Here is a 13219-nt window from a genome sequence, read left to right as displayed (position 1 = left end):
TGCCTCCCTGACCGACCGAAGGAAGGTAGAGCTCCGTCCTTGCGCAATCCTCTGCCTCCCGCTGAGGCGGGGCGAACCTTCTCGTTCGCCCGCATCGGACAGATCGCGGCGTGGTCGAACCTGGTCATAAAGGGCCGTCCAAGCCATGGTCGTTCGGGTCGGGCTTGGGCCGCAGGAACCTTCGTCACGGCATTCCTTCCATTGTCCACCGCATTCTCTTAGCCTGCTTTACTTTACCGACCAGACGGTATAGTAATCCTCCGTGCTTAACGCGGTGTGGGAGGAAACACAGTGCAGCTCAATGGATTTCTGAGAACGACGGCCCTTGTCGGCGCCGTCCTGTGGGGCGGCTCGGCGGCAGCGGCGGAGGTATCGATCTTCTGCAGCTCGGCCGGCGCCGAGCTCGAGCTTTGCCAGTCGGCCTCCGAGGCCTGGGCGAAGGAGACCGGCAACACGGTCAAGATCAACAAGATGCCGGCGAACTGGGGCGAGGCCCTGCCGCTCTACCAGCAGCTTCTCGCCGGCAAGTCGGGCGACATCGACGTGCTGACGCTCGACAATATCTGGGTCGGCGCGCTCGCCGCCCACCTCGTCGACCTCAAGGAGAAGGTGCCGGCGGAGGAGCTTTCGGCGCATTTCGAGGCGGCGCTCGCCGACAGCACCATCGAGGGCAAGCTGCTCGCCATGCCCTGGTTCGTCGATGCCGGCCTGATGTTCTACCGCAAGGACCTGCTCGAAAAATACGGCAAGGCCGAACCGAAGACCTGGGTGGAACTGACCGAGACGGCAAAGTCCATCCAGGACCAGGAGCGCGCCGCCGGCAACAAGGACATGTGGGGCTATGTCTGGCAGGGCCGCGCCTATGAGGGGCTGACCTGCGATGCGCTCGAATGGGTCGCCTCCTATGGCGGCGGCACCTTCATCTCGCCGGACGGCGAGATCACCGCGAACAATCCGAAGGCCGTCGAGGCGCTGGAGCTCGCCCGCACCTGGATCGGCGGCATCAGCCCGGAAGGCGTGCTCAACTATGACGAGGAAGGCTCGCGCGGCGTCTTCGAGGCCGGCAACTCCATCTTCCACCGCAACTGGGGTTACGTCTGGGGCACCAGCCAGGCGGAGGGCTCCTCGCTGCTCGGCAAGGTCGGCGTGATGGCGCTGCCGGTCGGGGCGGAAGGCGAGAAATCGAGCGGCTGCTACGGCGCCGGCCTTCTGGGTGTGTCGAAATATGCCGACGACGTCGATGCCGCCGTCAGCCTCGTGCAGTACCTCACCAGCGCCAGCGAGCAGAAGCGCCGCGCCTTGCAGGGCTACAGCCCGACGCTGAAAGCGCTCTATCAGGACGCCGAGATCCTCGAAGAGAACCCCTCACTGCGCTTTGCCGAGAAGGCCTATGCGGAAAGCGCCTCGCGACCGTCGCAGGTCACGGGCGCCTCCTACAACCGCGTCTCGCAGCGCATCTTCAACGGTGTGCACAACGTTCTGAGCGGCAAGGAAAGCGCCGCCGACGCGCTCGCCAAGGTGAGCGGCGATCTGGAGCGGCTGAAGAAGCGCGGCTGGTAACGGTCCGGACGCCTTTCCCGGGAAAGCCGGGAAGGCGCCGTCTCTGTTTTATGTGGCTCCGGAAGCGAGATTGCCGCCGGGACTGTTCTGGAAACTCAAGGAAAAGACAGTGAATATCGCGATCGCACCGTGCTGCTGGGGCATCTACTGGCCCACCGGCAACGACCTCGGCTGGACCGACTACCTCGACCGCATCGTCGCGGCCGGATACCGGCATACCGAGCTCGGCCCCTACGGCTACTTCTCCACCGATCCCAAGGTGCTTTCGCACGAACTGAACCGCCGCGGCCTCTCCGTGGTCGCGGCGGCCCATGTCCACACGCTGGCGGATGCCACCACCGCGGACGCTCTGGGCGAACGGACGCACCAGATCTGCACGCTGCTTTCGGCCGTCGGCGGCACGCATTTCATCCTGATGGACGAGTCGGAATTCTACCCGAAGGATCGGATGGGCATCGTCGACGAGGACGGCTGGCGCGCCGTCGTCGAGCAGACCCTGCTGTCCGCCCGGATCGTACGCGACTACGGCCTGCACTTCAGTTTCCACCCGCATGTCGGCACCTGCGTCGAGCATGAGGACCAGATCGAACGGCTTCTCGCGGAGACCGATCCGGATCTCGTCGGCCTCTGCCTCGATACCGGCCACCACGCCTATTGGAAGGCCGATCCGAAGGCATTCTTCCTGCGCCACAAGGCGCGCATCAACGCCATCCATCTCAAGAACGTCGACGGCGCCTTCCGCGAGAAGGTGCTGGCGCAGAACATCCATTGCGACCGTGCCTTCGAGGAGGGCATCATGACGGATCTCGACCGCGGCGCCGTCGACATCGCCGATTTCATGCGGACGCTGCTGGCGAGCGGTTATGACGGCCCGCTGGTCGTCGAACAGGACCTTGCGCCGAACCATCCCGAGACGCCGGAGGCGATCGCCGCGCGGAACTTCGCGTTCGTCTCGGCTTTGCTTGCAGAGCAGGCCGGCCGATGAAGACCATGATCCACGACACGCCCGAGGCGATCGGCACGCATCTCGCGACCCGCATCCTCGCGGAAATCGGCGCCGCCAATGCCGCCGGCCGGCCCTATGTGCTCGGCTGCCCGGGCGGGCGCAGCCCGATGCCGGTCTACCAGGCTCTGGAGCGCCAGCTAACCGCCGCTCCCGTCGATTGCTCCCGCCTCGTCATCGCGATGATGGACGAATACCTGCTATCGGGCGGCGATGGCCTCAGTCCGCCCGCCGCCTCCGCGCATTACTCCTGCCGCGGCTTCGGCGCGCGCGAGATCGTCGAGCGTATCAACCGGGCACTGCCGGATGCCCTGCGCATGCCCGAGACGAATTTCCGCATGCCCTCCCTCACCGATCCCGCGGCCTATGACGGCGAGCTCGCGGCCCTTGGCGGCATCGACCTGTTCCTGCTCGCGTCCGGCGCCGGCGACGGCCATATCGCCTTCAACCCGCCGGGTTCCGCCCGCGACAGCCGCACGCGCATCGTCACGCTCGCCGAGCAGACGCGGCGCGACAACCTTGCGACCTTTCCGGATTTCCGCGGGATCGAAGAGGTGCCGACCCACGGCCTCACCATCGGCATCGGCTCCATCGCCACGCTGTCGAAGGCCGTCGCGATGATCGTCTGGGGCGACGGCAAGCGCGACGCCTTCCGCCGCCTTTCGGCCGCGACGGCCTACGACCCGTCCTGGCCGGCGACCATTCTTGCCGAATGCCGGAACCGCGAGCTCCATGCCGACGCGGCCGCCGGGGCGCGGCCATGACACGGCACGCGATCGGCATCGATGTCGGCGGCACCAAGACGAAGGCCTGCATCATCAGGCTTTCGGACGGCGCGGTCGTCGCCGAGCGCACGGAGGCGACGCTTTGCCAGAACGGCGGCGGCGCCGTGCTCGACCTCGTCTGCAATCTCGCGGCGGCCATGCAGGATCGCGCGAACGCGCAAGACCTCGACATCGCAGCCCTCGGCATCTGCCTGCCGGAACTCGTGACGCGGGAGGGCGAGCCGGCCTCGGCCTGGAATTTCGACTGGCGCGGCCTCGATTACCGCGCCCGCCTTGGCGCCTTCGCCCCCTTGCACATCGACAGCGACGTGCGCGCCGCCGCTTTCGCCGAGGGCTGGATGGGCGCCGGCAGGGGTGTCGATCCCTTCGTCTACGCCACCATCTCCACCGGCCTTTCCCATTCGCTGGTCATCGGCGGCGCGCCCTATGAAGGTGCCCGCGGCTTCGCCATCCATTTCTCAGGCAGCGATATCGTCGCCTTCGACGGCGAGGGCCGCGCGGTGCGGCACAATCTGGAGCTCTTCGCCGGCGGCAAGGCGCTCGGCGAGCGCTACGGCGCGCTCACCGGCCGCCCCGACGCCTCGGCGCGCGCGCTGTTCGAGGCGGAGGCGACGGACCCGCGGGCGGCAGCGATGGTCGCCGATGCGCTCCTTTCGCTCGCCTCCTATCTCGGTCAGCTCGTCAACACGCTCGACCCCGCCATGCTCGTCCTCGGCGGCGGCATCGGCAGCGACCCCAAGGTGACGCCGCGGCTGGCGGCGCTGACGCGCGGCTTCATCTGGGCGGAGGGAGCGCGGGACATGCCGATCGTGCCGAGCCTCATCGGCGATACGGCCTGCGCCATCGGCGTTGCGGCGCTCGCGGCCCGGGCGAACGGCACGATCGCGGAAAAGACAATCAGCAAGATGGAACGGCCATGAGCGGTATAGATCTCATCAATGTCGTCAAACGGTTCGGCGCGCTGACGGTCATCGACGGCGTGGACCTTGCGATTGCCGAGGGCGAGTTCGTCGTCTTCGTCGGTCCTTCGGGCTGCGGCAAGTCCACGCTGCTGCGCATGATCGCAGGGCTGGAGGAGATTTCCGACGGCGAGCTGCGCATCGCCGGCAGCCGCATGAACGAGACGCCGCCGGCAAAACGCAACATCGCCATGGTCTTCCAGTCCTACGCGCTCTATCCGCACATGAATGTCGAGCGCAATCTCGGCTTCGCGCTGGAGACAGCCCGTCTTCCCGCCGCCGAAATCCGCGAGCGCGTGACGAAGGCGGCGAAATTCCTCAAGATCGACCACCTGCTCGACCGCCGCCCGGCGCAGCTTTCCGGCGGCCAGCAGCAGCGGGTCGCCATCGGCCGCGCCCTCGTGCGCCAGCAGAAGCTCTTCCTGTTCGACGAGCCGCTGTCCAACCTCGATGCGGACCTGCGCATGGAGATGCGCGTGGAGATCGCCCGCATCCACCGCGAGGTGAAGGCCACCACCGTCTACGTCACGCACGACCAGATGGAGGCGATGACACTCGCCGACCGCATCGTCGTGCTGAAGGACGGCCGCATCGCGCAGGTCGGCACGCCGATGGAACTCTACGAGCGCCCGGCAAACCGCTTCGTCGCGGGCTTCATCGGCTCGCCGCGCATGAATTTCCTGCCGGGCATGCTGGTGCGCGAGGGCGAGGAGAGCGTGCTGTCGCTTGCCGGCGGTCGCCATCGCCTCTCCGCCCACGACTATGCGGGCGATGTCAGCCTCGGCATCCGGCCGGAAGACCTGATCCTCGGCGGGGGCGAAGCAACGCTGGAGGCCGAGGTCCTGCTCGTCGAGCCGCTGGGCGGCGAATCCCTCGTCCATCTCAATGTCGGCGACGGCCGCTCGATCGTCGCCAAGGCGCAGGGCAGGCCGGAGATCCGGCCGGGCGCCACCACGGTCGTCGGCTGGAACCACGCGCGCGCGCATCTCTTCGACAAGGACGAGCGCGCCCTCAACCCGAGGGGTGCATGACATGGCGACGGCAGCGATACGCATCGGCCTCAATGCCAAGCGGGCGCGCACGGCCTGGCTGTTCCTCGCGCCGAGCCTTCTCGTGCTCTTCGCCGTGGCGCTCTGGCCGCTCGGGCGGACCTTCCTCTTCTCCTTCACCGACGCCTTCCTCACCGAGCCCGACATCTACGCCTATATCGGCCTCGAGAACTATTTCACGCTGTTCGAGGATCCGCTGTGGTGGCAGTCGGTCCGCAACACACTCTATTTCACGGTCGTCTCGGTCTCCATCGAGACGGCGCTGGGGCTTGCCATCGCGCTGCTGCTGAACGCCCACATGTCCGGCCGCGGTTTCATGCGCGCGGTCATTCTCATTCCCTGGTCCATTCCCGTCGTCGTCAGCGCGCGCATGTGGCAGTGGATGCTGCACGACCAGTTCGGCATCCTCAACCATGTGCTGAAGCTCATGGGCGTCATCGACCACGGCATCGCCTGGACGGCCAATTCCGATCTCGTCATGCCCGTCATCATCGCCGTCGACGTCTGGATCACCACGCCCTTCATGGTGCTGCTCATCCTCGCCGGCCTGCAGATGCTGCCGAAGAGCATCTACGAGGCCGCCTCGATCGACGGCGTGTCGGAATGGCGGCAGTTCACCGCGCTCACCCTGCCACTGCTTGCCCCCAGCATCGCCGTCGCCGTGCTCTTCCGGCTGCTCGATGCGCTGCGCATGTTCGATCTCAGCTTCGTGCTGTCCTCGAACAGCGATGACACGAAGACCGTGTCGATCTATGCCCGCGAGGTGCTGGTCAATTTCCAGGACATGGGCGTCGGCTCGGCGGCGAGCGCCGCGATCTTCCTGATGATTGCCGTGGTGACGGCGATCTACGTGACCGTCTTCCGGCTCAACCGCAAGCTCCTGGGGGTGTGACATGGTGCGCAGTGCAACGGGCAGGCGCCTTCACCGCATCGCGATCTACGGGCTCTTCGCCGTGGTCGCGCTCTACACGCTGTTTCCCTTCTACTGGATGATCGCCTCCTCGCTGAAATCCGGCCAGGCGATCTTCGACGTCACCTTCCTGCCGGACCTGAAGTTCAACAATTACGAGGCGATCCTGTCGGACGGCGTGTTCCTGCGCAGCCTCCTGAATTCCCTTGTCGTCGCCGCTTCCGTCGTGGCGCTCTCGCTGGGGCTGGCGATCGCGGCGGCCTATGCGCTCGGCCGCATCGATTTTCGCGGCCGCTCGCCGATCATGTTCCTCTTCCTCGCCGTCTCGATGTTCCCGCAGATCGCGCTGCTCTCCGGCCTCTTCGAGATGATCCGCTGGCTCGGCCTCTACAACACGCTCGGCTCGCTGATCTTCGCCTACATGATCTTCACGCTGCCCTTCAACATCTGGGTGCTGACCACCTTCATGCGCAACCTGCCGCGGCAGATCGAGGAAGCGGCGATCATGGACGGCTGCTCGCCGCTGCGAATCGTGCGCTACATCTTCCTGCCGATGATGGGGCCGGCGCTGATCTCGACGGGCCTGCTCGCCTTCATCGCCTCGTGGAACGAGTTCCTCTTCGCGCTCACCTTCATCCTGACGGACGAGAACCGCACGGTGCCGGTCGCGATCGCCCTCATCTCCGGCTCCAGCCGCTACGAGTTCCCCTATGGCGCGATCATGGCCGCGTCGACCATCGTCACCGTGCCGCTGATCGTGATGGCGCTGCTCTTCCAGAAATACATCGTCTCCGGCCTCACCGCCGGGGCGGTCAAGGGTTAGGCCCCGTGCGGGGCAGAAAGGTCTTTTCCATGCGTATTGTCCGTGCCGGCCTCATCGGCCTTGGCGAGGTGAGCCAGCTCATGCACCTGCCGATCCTTGCCGATCACCGCCACCTCTTCGAGGTCGCCGGCGTCTTCGACGTCTCGCCGAGCCTCGCCGCCCATTGCGCCGGCCGCTATCCGGGCGCGCGCGCCTATGAGAGCGCGGAAGCGCTGCTCGCGGCGTCCGATATCGACGCCGTCTTCATCCTGACGCCCGACCAGACGCACCGCCACTATCTCGCCCTGGCGCTGAAGGCCGGCAAGGACGTCTTCCTCGAAAAGCCCGCCTGCCTGACGCTCGGCGAGATCGACGACGTCCTGCCGCTCGCCGAAAAATCCGGTCGCCTCGTCTTCGTCGCCTATATGCGGCGCTATTCGGCAAGCTTCCTGAAGGCAAAGGAGATGATGCCGGCGCAGGAGGCGCTGCGCTATGTGCGCGTGCGCGACCTCATCTGCGAAGGCCCGTTCTTCATCCGCCAGACGCGCAACATCTTCTATCCTGATGATCTCGACGGCGCCTTCCTCGCGCAGTCCCGCGCCGAGACCGAGGCGCTGCTGCGCGACGTCGCCGGCAAGGACGCCTCGCCCAGCCTGATGCGCGCCTACCAGGTACTGACCGGCCTCTCCTCGCACAGCCTCTCGGCCATGCGCGAGCTGATCGGCCTGCCGCAGCGGGTCATCGCCGCCCACCACAAGCAGAACGGCGAGCAGATCGTCGCGCTCTTCGACTACGGCCATTTCACCGCGATCTACGAGGCGCTGATCGACAATGTCGCGCGCTTCGATGCCCGCATCGAGGTCTATTCCGACCGCCGCCGCCTCAGCTTCGGCTACGACACGCCTTACATCCGCAACCTGCCGACCACGCTTGAGGTCACGGATTCAAACGACACCGAGACCGAGACCCGCACCTTCGGCCCGAACTACACCGATCCCTTCGCCATCGAGCTGCGCGCCTTCCACGACCATCTGGTGAACGGCACGACGCCGAAGACGACGCTCGACGACTCCCGCCAGGACCTCGCCCTGATGGCCGAAATCGTCGGTCGCCTGCGCGAAAGTTCGTCGCTATAGCGGGAAGACCAGCAACAGCATCGGGGTTCGACATGGCAAGACGTGGCACCGCACGGGAACGCATCCTCAGCGCCGCCGAGGAGATCGTCGTCAACGAGGGCGTCTCCTCGCTCACCTTCGACAAGGTGGCGGAGGTGACAGGGCTCTCCAAGGGCGGCATCCTCTACCACTTCGCCAGCAAGGATGCGCTGGTGCGCGCCATGGTCGAGCGCTTCGTCTATCGCTTCGAGACGGGTCTTTCCGGCATCGAGGGCGAGGACGAGGAGCCGCATGGCCGCTACACCCGCGCCTATGTGAAGGCGACAATGGGCGGGGCCGCCAGCACCGGCGACCAGTACGACCGGCTCGGCGCGAGCATCACGGCGGCGCTGTCGAACTTTCCCGATCTGCTCGAAATCGTCCACCAGCAGAACATCCGCTGCCAGGCCGCCGTCGAGACGGACGGCCTCGACCCCGTCGAAGCCACGATCATCCGCCTCGCCATCGAGGGCATGTGGATGGCCGAGGTGTTCAACGTCATGCATCTCGACCCCGCCATGAAGCAGGCCGTCATCGACCGGCTGATCGCGCGCACCCGTCCCGCGGGCGCCGCTCCCTAGCTTGCCATCATCTGAAAAGGAGCTTTCCATGGGCTACAAGCCATCCCCCCGCCCCGTCTTCGACCGACCGAGTCACATTCCCTATGCCGGCGTGACGCGCCATCTGTGGGGCGAGGAGAATGCCGGCCTCGTCGACGACTGGATCTATGCTTCCACGGAAAACATCCACCAGATCGTCTTCGGCATGCAGCCGGGCGGCTGCTTCAAGCACACCGATGCCTTCCGCACCATCTTCGGCGCGGACGAGCTGCTTTACGTGATCAGCGGCACGCTCGGCCTTGCCAATCCGGAAACGGGCGAGGTCTGCATCGCCAAGCCCGGCGAGGCGCTGTTCTTCCGCAAGGACACCTGGCACCATGGCTTCAACCTCGGCGAGGAACAGGTGCGCGTGCTCGAATTCTTCGCCCCGCCGCCGGCCAAGGGCACGTCCGGCCCCTACGCCCGCACCAAGCCGCTGCTTTCGGAAAACCGCTACATCCAGGACGAATTCCTCGGCCGCTGGCCGATGGAGGCGGCGGCACAGGAAAAGGCCCGCACCATCCATCCCAAGCGGGATGCGGACATGCTCTGGAGCCTCGATGCCGAGACACAGGGCGCCTATACCGGCTTCTACTGCGCAACGGACCAGCTGACAGTCGGCAAGACGACGGTGCTCGGCGGCAAGCGCACCCGCATCGAGCGCCACAAGGGCGACGAATGCCTCTATGTCGTCTCCGGCGTGCTCAACATCCACATCCCGGATGCCGAGGGCCAGGCCTGGTTCGAGCTCAATCCACGCGACGGCTTCTACATCCCCGCCGGCTTCGACCACCAGTATTTCAACATGTCGCACACGCCCTGCGAATTCGTCTTCGGCGTGGCGCCGGATTTTTGATTGTAAAGTGGGCTCTCGAAGACCGAGAGCCGTCAACTCGATGATAAACATCTCCCCAAGCACTCCGTCATCCTCGGGCTCGCCCCGAGGATCCACGCGGCACCCGCGGCTGTGGATGGTCGGGTCAAGCCCGACCATGGCGGAGGAGAGGTATGCGGGTTTCGTCCCTGACAGGCTGCCGAAAACCGGGAGCCGGCATCCAATCAGCCTTCGAACACCATCAGCACGTCGCCGGCCTGGACGTAGTCGCCTTCCTTCACGCGCAAGCGGAGCCGGCCGGCCTTGGGGGCGAGGACCTGTGTCTCCATCTTCATCGCCTCCATGACGGCCACGAGGTCGCCTTCCACGACGGTGGCGCCGTCGGCGATCTTGAAGGCCTGCAGCGTGCCGGAAACCGGGGCCGTTATGCCGTCCTCGGCGGGCCCTCCGCCCTTGCCCGCGGCCGATGCGCTGCCCTGCCCCGCCGCGCCGAGGCCGGCGAGCAGCAGGCTCGGCAGGGCGAGCGACACGCGCCTGCCGTCGATTTCGAGATGGGTGCGGACCAGCGTCGGATCGTCGATCGGCTCCGGCCGGTCCATAGCCTCGGGCATGGCGGCGAAATCGGTCTCGATCCAGCGGGTATGCACCTTGAAGCCGTCCGTGCCGATGAAATCCGCCGTGTCGATGGCGGCGCGGTGGAACGGCAGAACCGTCGCCACGCCCTCGATGCGGAACTCCTTCAGCGCGCGGCGGGCGCGGCGCAGGGCCTCCTCGCGCGTCGCGCCGGTCACGATCAGCTTGGCGACCAGCGAATCGAAGACGCCGGGCACGGTGGAGCCTGTAACGACGCCGCTGTCGAGGCGCACGCCCGGGCCGGAGGGCGGATCGAACACGGTGATGGCGCCGGGCGTCGGCAGGAAGCCGCGGCCGGGGTCTTCCGCGTTGATGCGGAACTCGATGGAATGGCCGCGCGGTTCCGGCGTTTCCAGCACGCGCAGCGGCAGGCCCTCGGCGATGCGGAACTGCTCGATGACGAGGTCGATGCCGGTCGTCTCCTCCGTGACGGGATGCTCGACCTGCAGGCGGGTGTTCACCTCCAGGAAGGAGATCGTGCCGTCGACGCCGAGCAGGAACTCCACCGTCCCGGCGCCCGAATAGCCGGCGGCCGCGCAGATGGCCCTGGCGGCGGCGTGGATCTTCCGGCGCTGCTCGTCCGAGAGGAAGGGCGCCGGGGCCTCCTCGATGAGCTTCTGGTTGCGGCGCTGGGCCGAGCAGTCGCGGGTGCCGAGCACCAGCACGTTGCCGTGCTTGTCGGCGATCACCTGCGCCTCGATATGGCGCGGCCGGTCGAGGAAGCGCTCGAGGAAACATTCGCCACGGCCGAAGGCCGCCGTCGCCTCGCGCACGGCGGATTCATAGAGGTCCGCGACCTCCTCCATCTTCCAGGCCACCTTGAGGCCGCGTCCGCCGCCGCCATGCGCCGCCTTGATGGCGACCGGCAGGCCGTGGCTTTCCGCAAAGGCGACGACCTCGGCCGCCGAGGACACCGGGCCGTCGCTGCCGGCGACCAGCGGCGCGCCGACGCCCTGCGCGATGCGCCGCGCCTCGACCTTGTCGCCGAGCGCTTCGATGACATCCGGATCGGGGCCGATCCAGATGAGGCCGGCGTCCTGCACGGCGCGCGCGAATTCGGCACGCTCGGAAAGGAAGCCGTAGCCCGGATGCACCGCATCCGCGCCGGCGCGCCTTGCGACGGCGATCAGCTTCTCGATGTCGAGGTAGGTTTCCGCCGGGCGCACGCCGCCGAGGCCGTAGGCTTCGTCGGCAAGGCGCACGAACAGCGCGTCCGCATCCGGATCCGCATAGACGGCGACCGACTGGAGGCCGTAATCACGGCAGGCGCGCACGATGCGCACGGCGATCTCGCCACGATTGGCAATCAGCACTTTCTTCATGGCAGTCCTCCTAGCGGGTCGCGGCGATGTCGGCGAAGGGGCCGATCGGGCGGAAACGGATTTTTGCATTGATCGGGATCTGGCCGGCAAGGTCCAGATGGTATTCGGCGACGGCGCCGATGACGGGATAGCCGCCGGTCAGCGGGTGGTCGGCCAGGAAGAGCACCGGCTGGCCGCTGTGCGGCACCTGGATGGCGCCCGTCGCCGTGCCTTCGCTCGGCAGTTCCGCGTTGTCCTTGCGCTCCAGCGGCACCTCGCCGGCAAGGCGGATGCCAACGCGGCTCGATTGCGGCGTGACCTGCCAGAGCTGGCTTGTCAGCGTCTCGATGCCCGTCTGCGTGAACCAGTCCGTGCGGGGGCCGAGCACCACGTCGAGCGTCACCACGTCGCCGGCCGAGGGCAGGTCGAAGGCGGGGAGTTCATCCGGCGAGACGCTCGCAAGCCCCGCCTTCCGGCCGCTCAGCGCCAGCACCGTCCCGGCCGTGACCGGCTCGGGGCCGACGACGGCCAGCGTATCGGTCGCCGCGCTGCCGAGGACCGGCGCGACATCGAAGCCGCCGCGCACGGCAAGATAGGCGCGCATGCCCGCCTTCGGATGGCCGATCGTCACGACGTCGCCCGGCTCCAGCGCGATGGGCTGCAGGATCGAAAAGTCGCGGCTGCGGCCGTCCGCATCACGAACCGTCACGGGACAGGCGGCACCGGCAAGGCCGATCACGGCGCGCGCCGTGCTTTCGAAGGAGAAGCCGCCGAGGGTGAGTTCGAGCGCCGGCGTGTTGGCCGGATTGCCGACGATGCGACCCGCGGCATTGAAGGCGGCGCGATCCAGCGCGCCGGAGGCCGAAACGCCCTGCCCCGTCTGGCCGAAACGGCCGAGATCCTGGAAGACCGCCGGCATGGGCGCGGCCAGCACCTTGAACTGCGGCGCATCCGCCGCGACGATACGATCCGCCTTGACGGCCGGTTCGGGAATGCTGACCGTCCGGCCCGCGGCCTCCATGTCGAAGAAGCGCACGCGATAGCCGGGCTGGAACAGCGCGCCGGGCTCGCGGTCGATATCCCACATCCTGACCGGCGTCGTGCCGATGATCTGCCAGCCGCCGGGACTCGCCTGCGGGTAGACGCCGCTGAAGGCGCCCGCAAGGGCGACCGAACCGGCCGGAATGCGGGTGCGCGGGCTCTTGCGCCGCGGCACAGCGAGGGCCGGATCGCCGCCGACGAGATAGCCGAAGCCCGGCGCAAAACCGCAGAAGGCCACGGTGAATTCGCTTTCCGTGTGCCGGCGCACGACCTCCTTGACGCTGAGGCCGGTCAGGTCGGCGACATCGCGAAGGTCCTCGCCGTCATAGCGCACGGGAATTTCGACCAGATGCTCCGACGGGGCGATCTTCGCCGAAAGGTCGCGGATGCGTATCCGGGCCGCCAGATCCGCGGCCGTCACCTTTTCGGGACGGAAGCGGATCATCAGCGTGCGTGCGGCCGGCACCATCTCCTCGATACCGTCGATGGGATCGGCCTGCAACGCGGCGAAGAGGGCGAGCGTCTCGTCGAGATCGGCAAGCTCGACGAGGATGGTGGTCAGGCTGACGGGAAGAAAGCGCATCGGAC

12 protein-coding genes are annotated in these 13219 nt (G+C 67.1%); 10 read left to right on the top strand and 2 right to left on the bottom strand.

Going from position 1 to position 13219, the window contains the following annotated elements; genetic code table 11:
• The first annotated feature begins 291 nt into the window (after window positions 1-291).
• The 10 genes from shn_RS23810 (at window position 292) to shn_RS23765 (ending at window position 9677) form a co-directional block, all read left to right on the top strand.
• Window positions 292-1560, top strand: coding sequence for an ABC transporter substrate-binding protein (locus shn_RS23810; protein ID WP_064332996.1), 1269 nt, complete (start codon window positions 292-294; stop codon window positions 1558-1560).
• A gap of 109 nt (window positions 1561-1669) precedes the next feature.
• Window positions 1670-2545 (top strand): sugar phosphate isomerase/epimerase, encoded by an 876-nt coding sequence (locus tag shn_RS23805; protein WP_168168960.1) that lies wholly within the window; start codon window positions 1670-1672, stop codon window positions 2543-2545.
• Window positions 2542-3327 (top strand): 6-phosphogluconolactonase, encoded by a 786-nt coding sequence (locus tag shn_RS23800; protein ID WP_064332995.1) that lies wholly within the window; start codon window positions 2542-2544, stop codon window positions 3325-3327. The genes shn_RS23805 and shn_RS23800 overlap by 4 nt, the downstream gene beginning before the upstream one ends.
• Window positions 3324-4268: an ROK family protein gene (locus shn_RS23795; protein ID WP_064332994.1), complete on the top strand. Its 945-nt coding sequence runs from the start codon at window positions 3324-3326 to the stop codon at window positions 4266-4268. The genes shn_RS23800 and shn_RS23795 overlap by 4 nt, the downstream gene beginning before the upstream one ends.
• A complete protein-coding gene (locus shn_RS23790) occupies window positions 4265-5338 on the top strand; it encodes an ABC transporter ATP-binding protein (RefSeq protein WP_064332993.1) in 1074 nt (357 codons plus the stop codon). Before shn_RS23795 ends, shn_RS23790 begins: the two co-directional genes overlap by 4 nt.
• A 1-nt stretch (window position 5339) precedes the next feature.
• Entirely contained in the window at window positions 5340-6248 is a 909-nt protein-coding gene (locus tag shn_RS23785) for a carbohydrate ABC transporter permease (RefSeq protein ID WP_064332992.1), read from the top strand.
• A gap of 1 nt (window position 6249) precedes the next feature.
• Complete coding sequence (locus tag shn_RS23780) at window positions 6250-7089, top strand: carbohydrate ABC transporter permease (RefSeq protein WP_064332991.1); 840 nt, start codon at window positions 6250-6252, stop codon at window positions 7087-7089.
• Between the two features lie 29 nt (window positions 7090-7118).
• Complete coding sequence (locus shn_RS23775; RefSeq protein WP_064332990.1) at window positions 7119-8204, top strand: Gfo/Idh/MocA family protein; 1086 nt, start codon at window positions 7119-7121, stop codon at window positions 8202-8204.
• Window positions 8205-8236: 32 nt separating this feature from the next.
• Window positions 8237-8803 carry a TetR/AcrR family transcriptional regulator gene (locus shn_RS23770; RefSeq protein ID WP_064332989.1) on the top strand — a complete coding sequence of 189 codons (567 nt, stop codon included), beginning with the start codon at window positions 8237-8239 and terminating at the stop codon, window positions 8801-8803.
• 28 nt (window positions 8804-8831) lie between these two features.
• Window positions 8832-9677: a cupin domain-containing protein gene (locus shn_RS23765; protein ID WP_064332988.1), complete on the top strand. Its 846-nt coding sequence runs from the start codon at window positions 8832-8834 to the stop codon at window positions 9675-9677.
• A 203-nt stretch (window positions 9678-9880) separates the two neighbouring features.
• On the opposite strand, the gene shn_RS23760 is transcribed toward shn_RS23765, so the two are convergent.
• Together shn_RS23760 and shn_RS23755 are read right to left on the bottom strand one after the other, a co-directional pair.
• A complete protein-coding gene (locus tag shn_RS23760) occupies window positions 9881-11611 on the bottom strand; it encodes a biotin carboxylase N-terminal domain-containing protein (protein ID WP_064332987.1) in 1731 nt (576 codons plus the stop codon).
• Window positions 11612-11621: 10 nt separating this feature from the next.
• On the bottom strand, window positions 11622-13214 hold the full coding sequence (locus shn_RS23755; protein ID WP_064332986.1) for a 5-oxoprolinase/urea amidolyase family protein: 1593 nt from the start codon (window positions 13212-13214) through the stop codon (window positions 11622-11624).
• Between the last annotated feature and the right edge of the window lie 5 nt (window positions 13215-13219).

It is taken from the genome of Shinella sp. HZN7 (genome assembly GCF_001652565.1).
GTDB classification, from domain to species: domain Bacteria; phylum Pseudomonadota; class Alphaproteobacteria; order Rhizobiales; family Rhizobiaceae; genus Shinella; species Shinella granuli.
Note: the sequence above shows the minus strand (reverse complement) of the source record. Positions and strands in the feature narration are given on the sequence as shown.

Excerpts from the sequence above, each read along its gene's own strand:
- shn_RS23800 (WP_064332995.1), top strand. The coding sequence starts at position 2,542 with ATGAAGACCATGATCCACGACACGCCCGAGGCGATCGGCACGCATCTC.
- shn_RS23795 (WP_064332994.1), top strand. The coding sequence starts at position 3,324 with ATGACACGGCACGCGATCGGCATCGATGTCGGCGGCACCAAGACGAAG.
- shn_RS23790 (WP_064332993.1), top strand. The coding sequence starts at position 4,265 with ATGAGCGGTATAGATCTCATCAATGTCGTCAAACGGTTCGGCGCGCTG.
- shn_RS23785 (WP_064332992.1), top strand. The coding sequence starts at position 5,340 with ATGGCGACGGCAGCGATACGCATCGGCCTCAATGCCAAGCGGGCGCGC.
- shn_RS23780 (WP_064332991.1), top strand. The coding sequence starts at position 6,250 with ATGGTGCGCAGTGCAACGGGCAGGCGCCTTCACCGCATCGCGATCTAC.
- shn_RS23775 (WP_064332990.1), top strand. The coding sequence starts at position 7,119 with ATGCGTATTGTCCGTGCCGGCCTCATCGGCCTTGGCGAGGTGAGCCAG.
- shn_RS23770 (WP_064332989.1), top strand. The coding sequence starts at position 8,237 with ATGGCAAGACGTGGCACCGCACGGGAACGCATCCTCAGCGCCGCCGAG.
- shn_RS23765 (WP_064332988.1), top strand. The coding sequence starts at position 8,832 with ATGGGCTACAAGCCATCCCCCCGCCCCGTCTTCGACCGACCGAGTCAC.
- shn_RS23760 (WP_064332987.1), bottom strand. The coding sequence starts at position 11,611 with ATGAAGAAAGTGCTGATTGCCAATCGTGGCGAGATCGCCGTGCGCATC.
- shn_RS23755 (WP_064332986.1), bottom strand. The coding sequence starts at position 13,214 with ATGCGCTTTCTTCCCGTCAGCCTGACCACCATCCTCGTCGAGCTTGCC.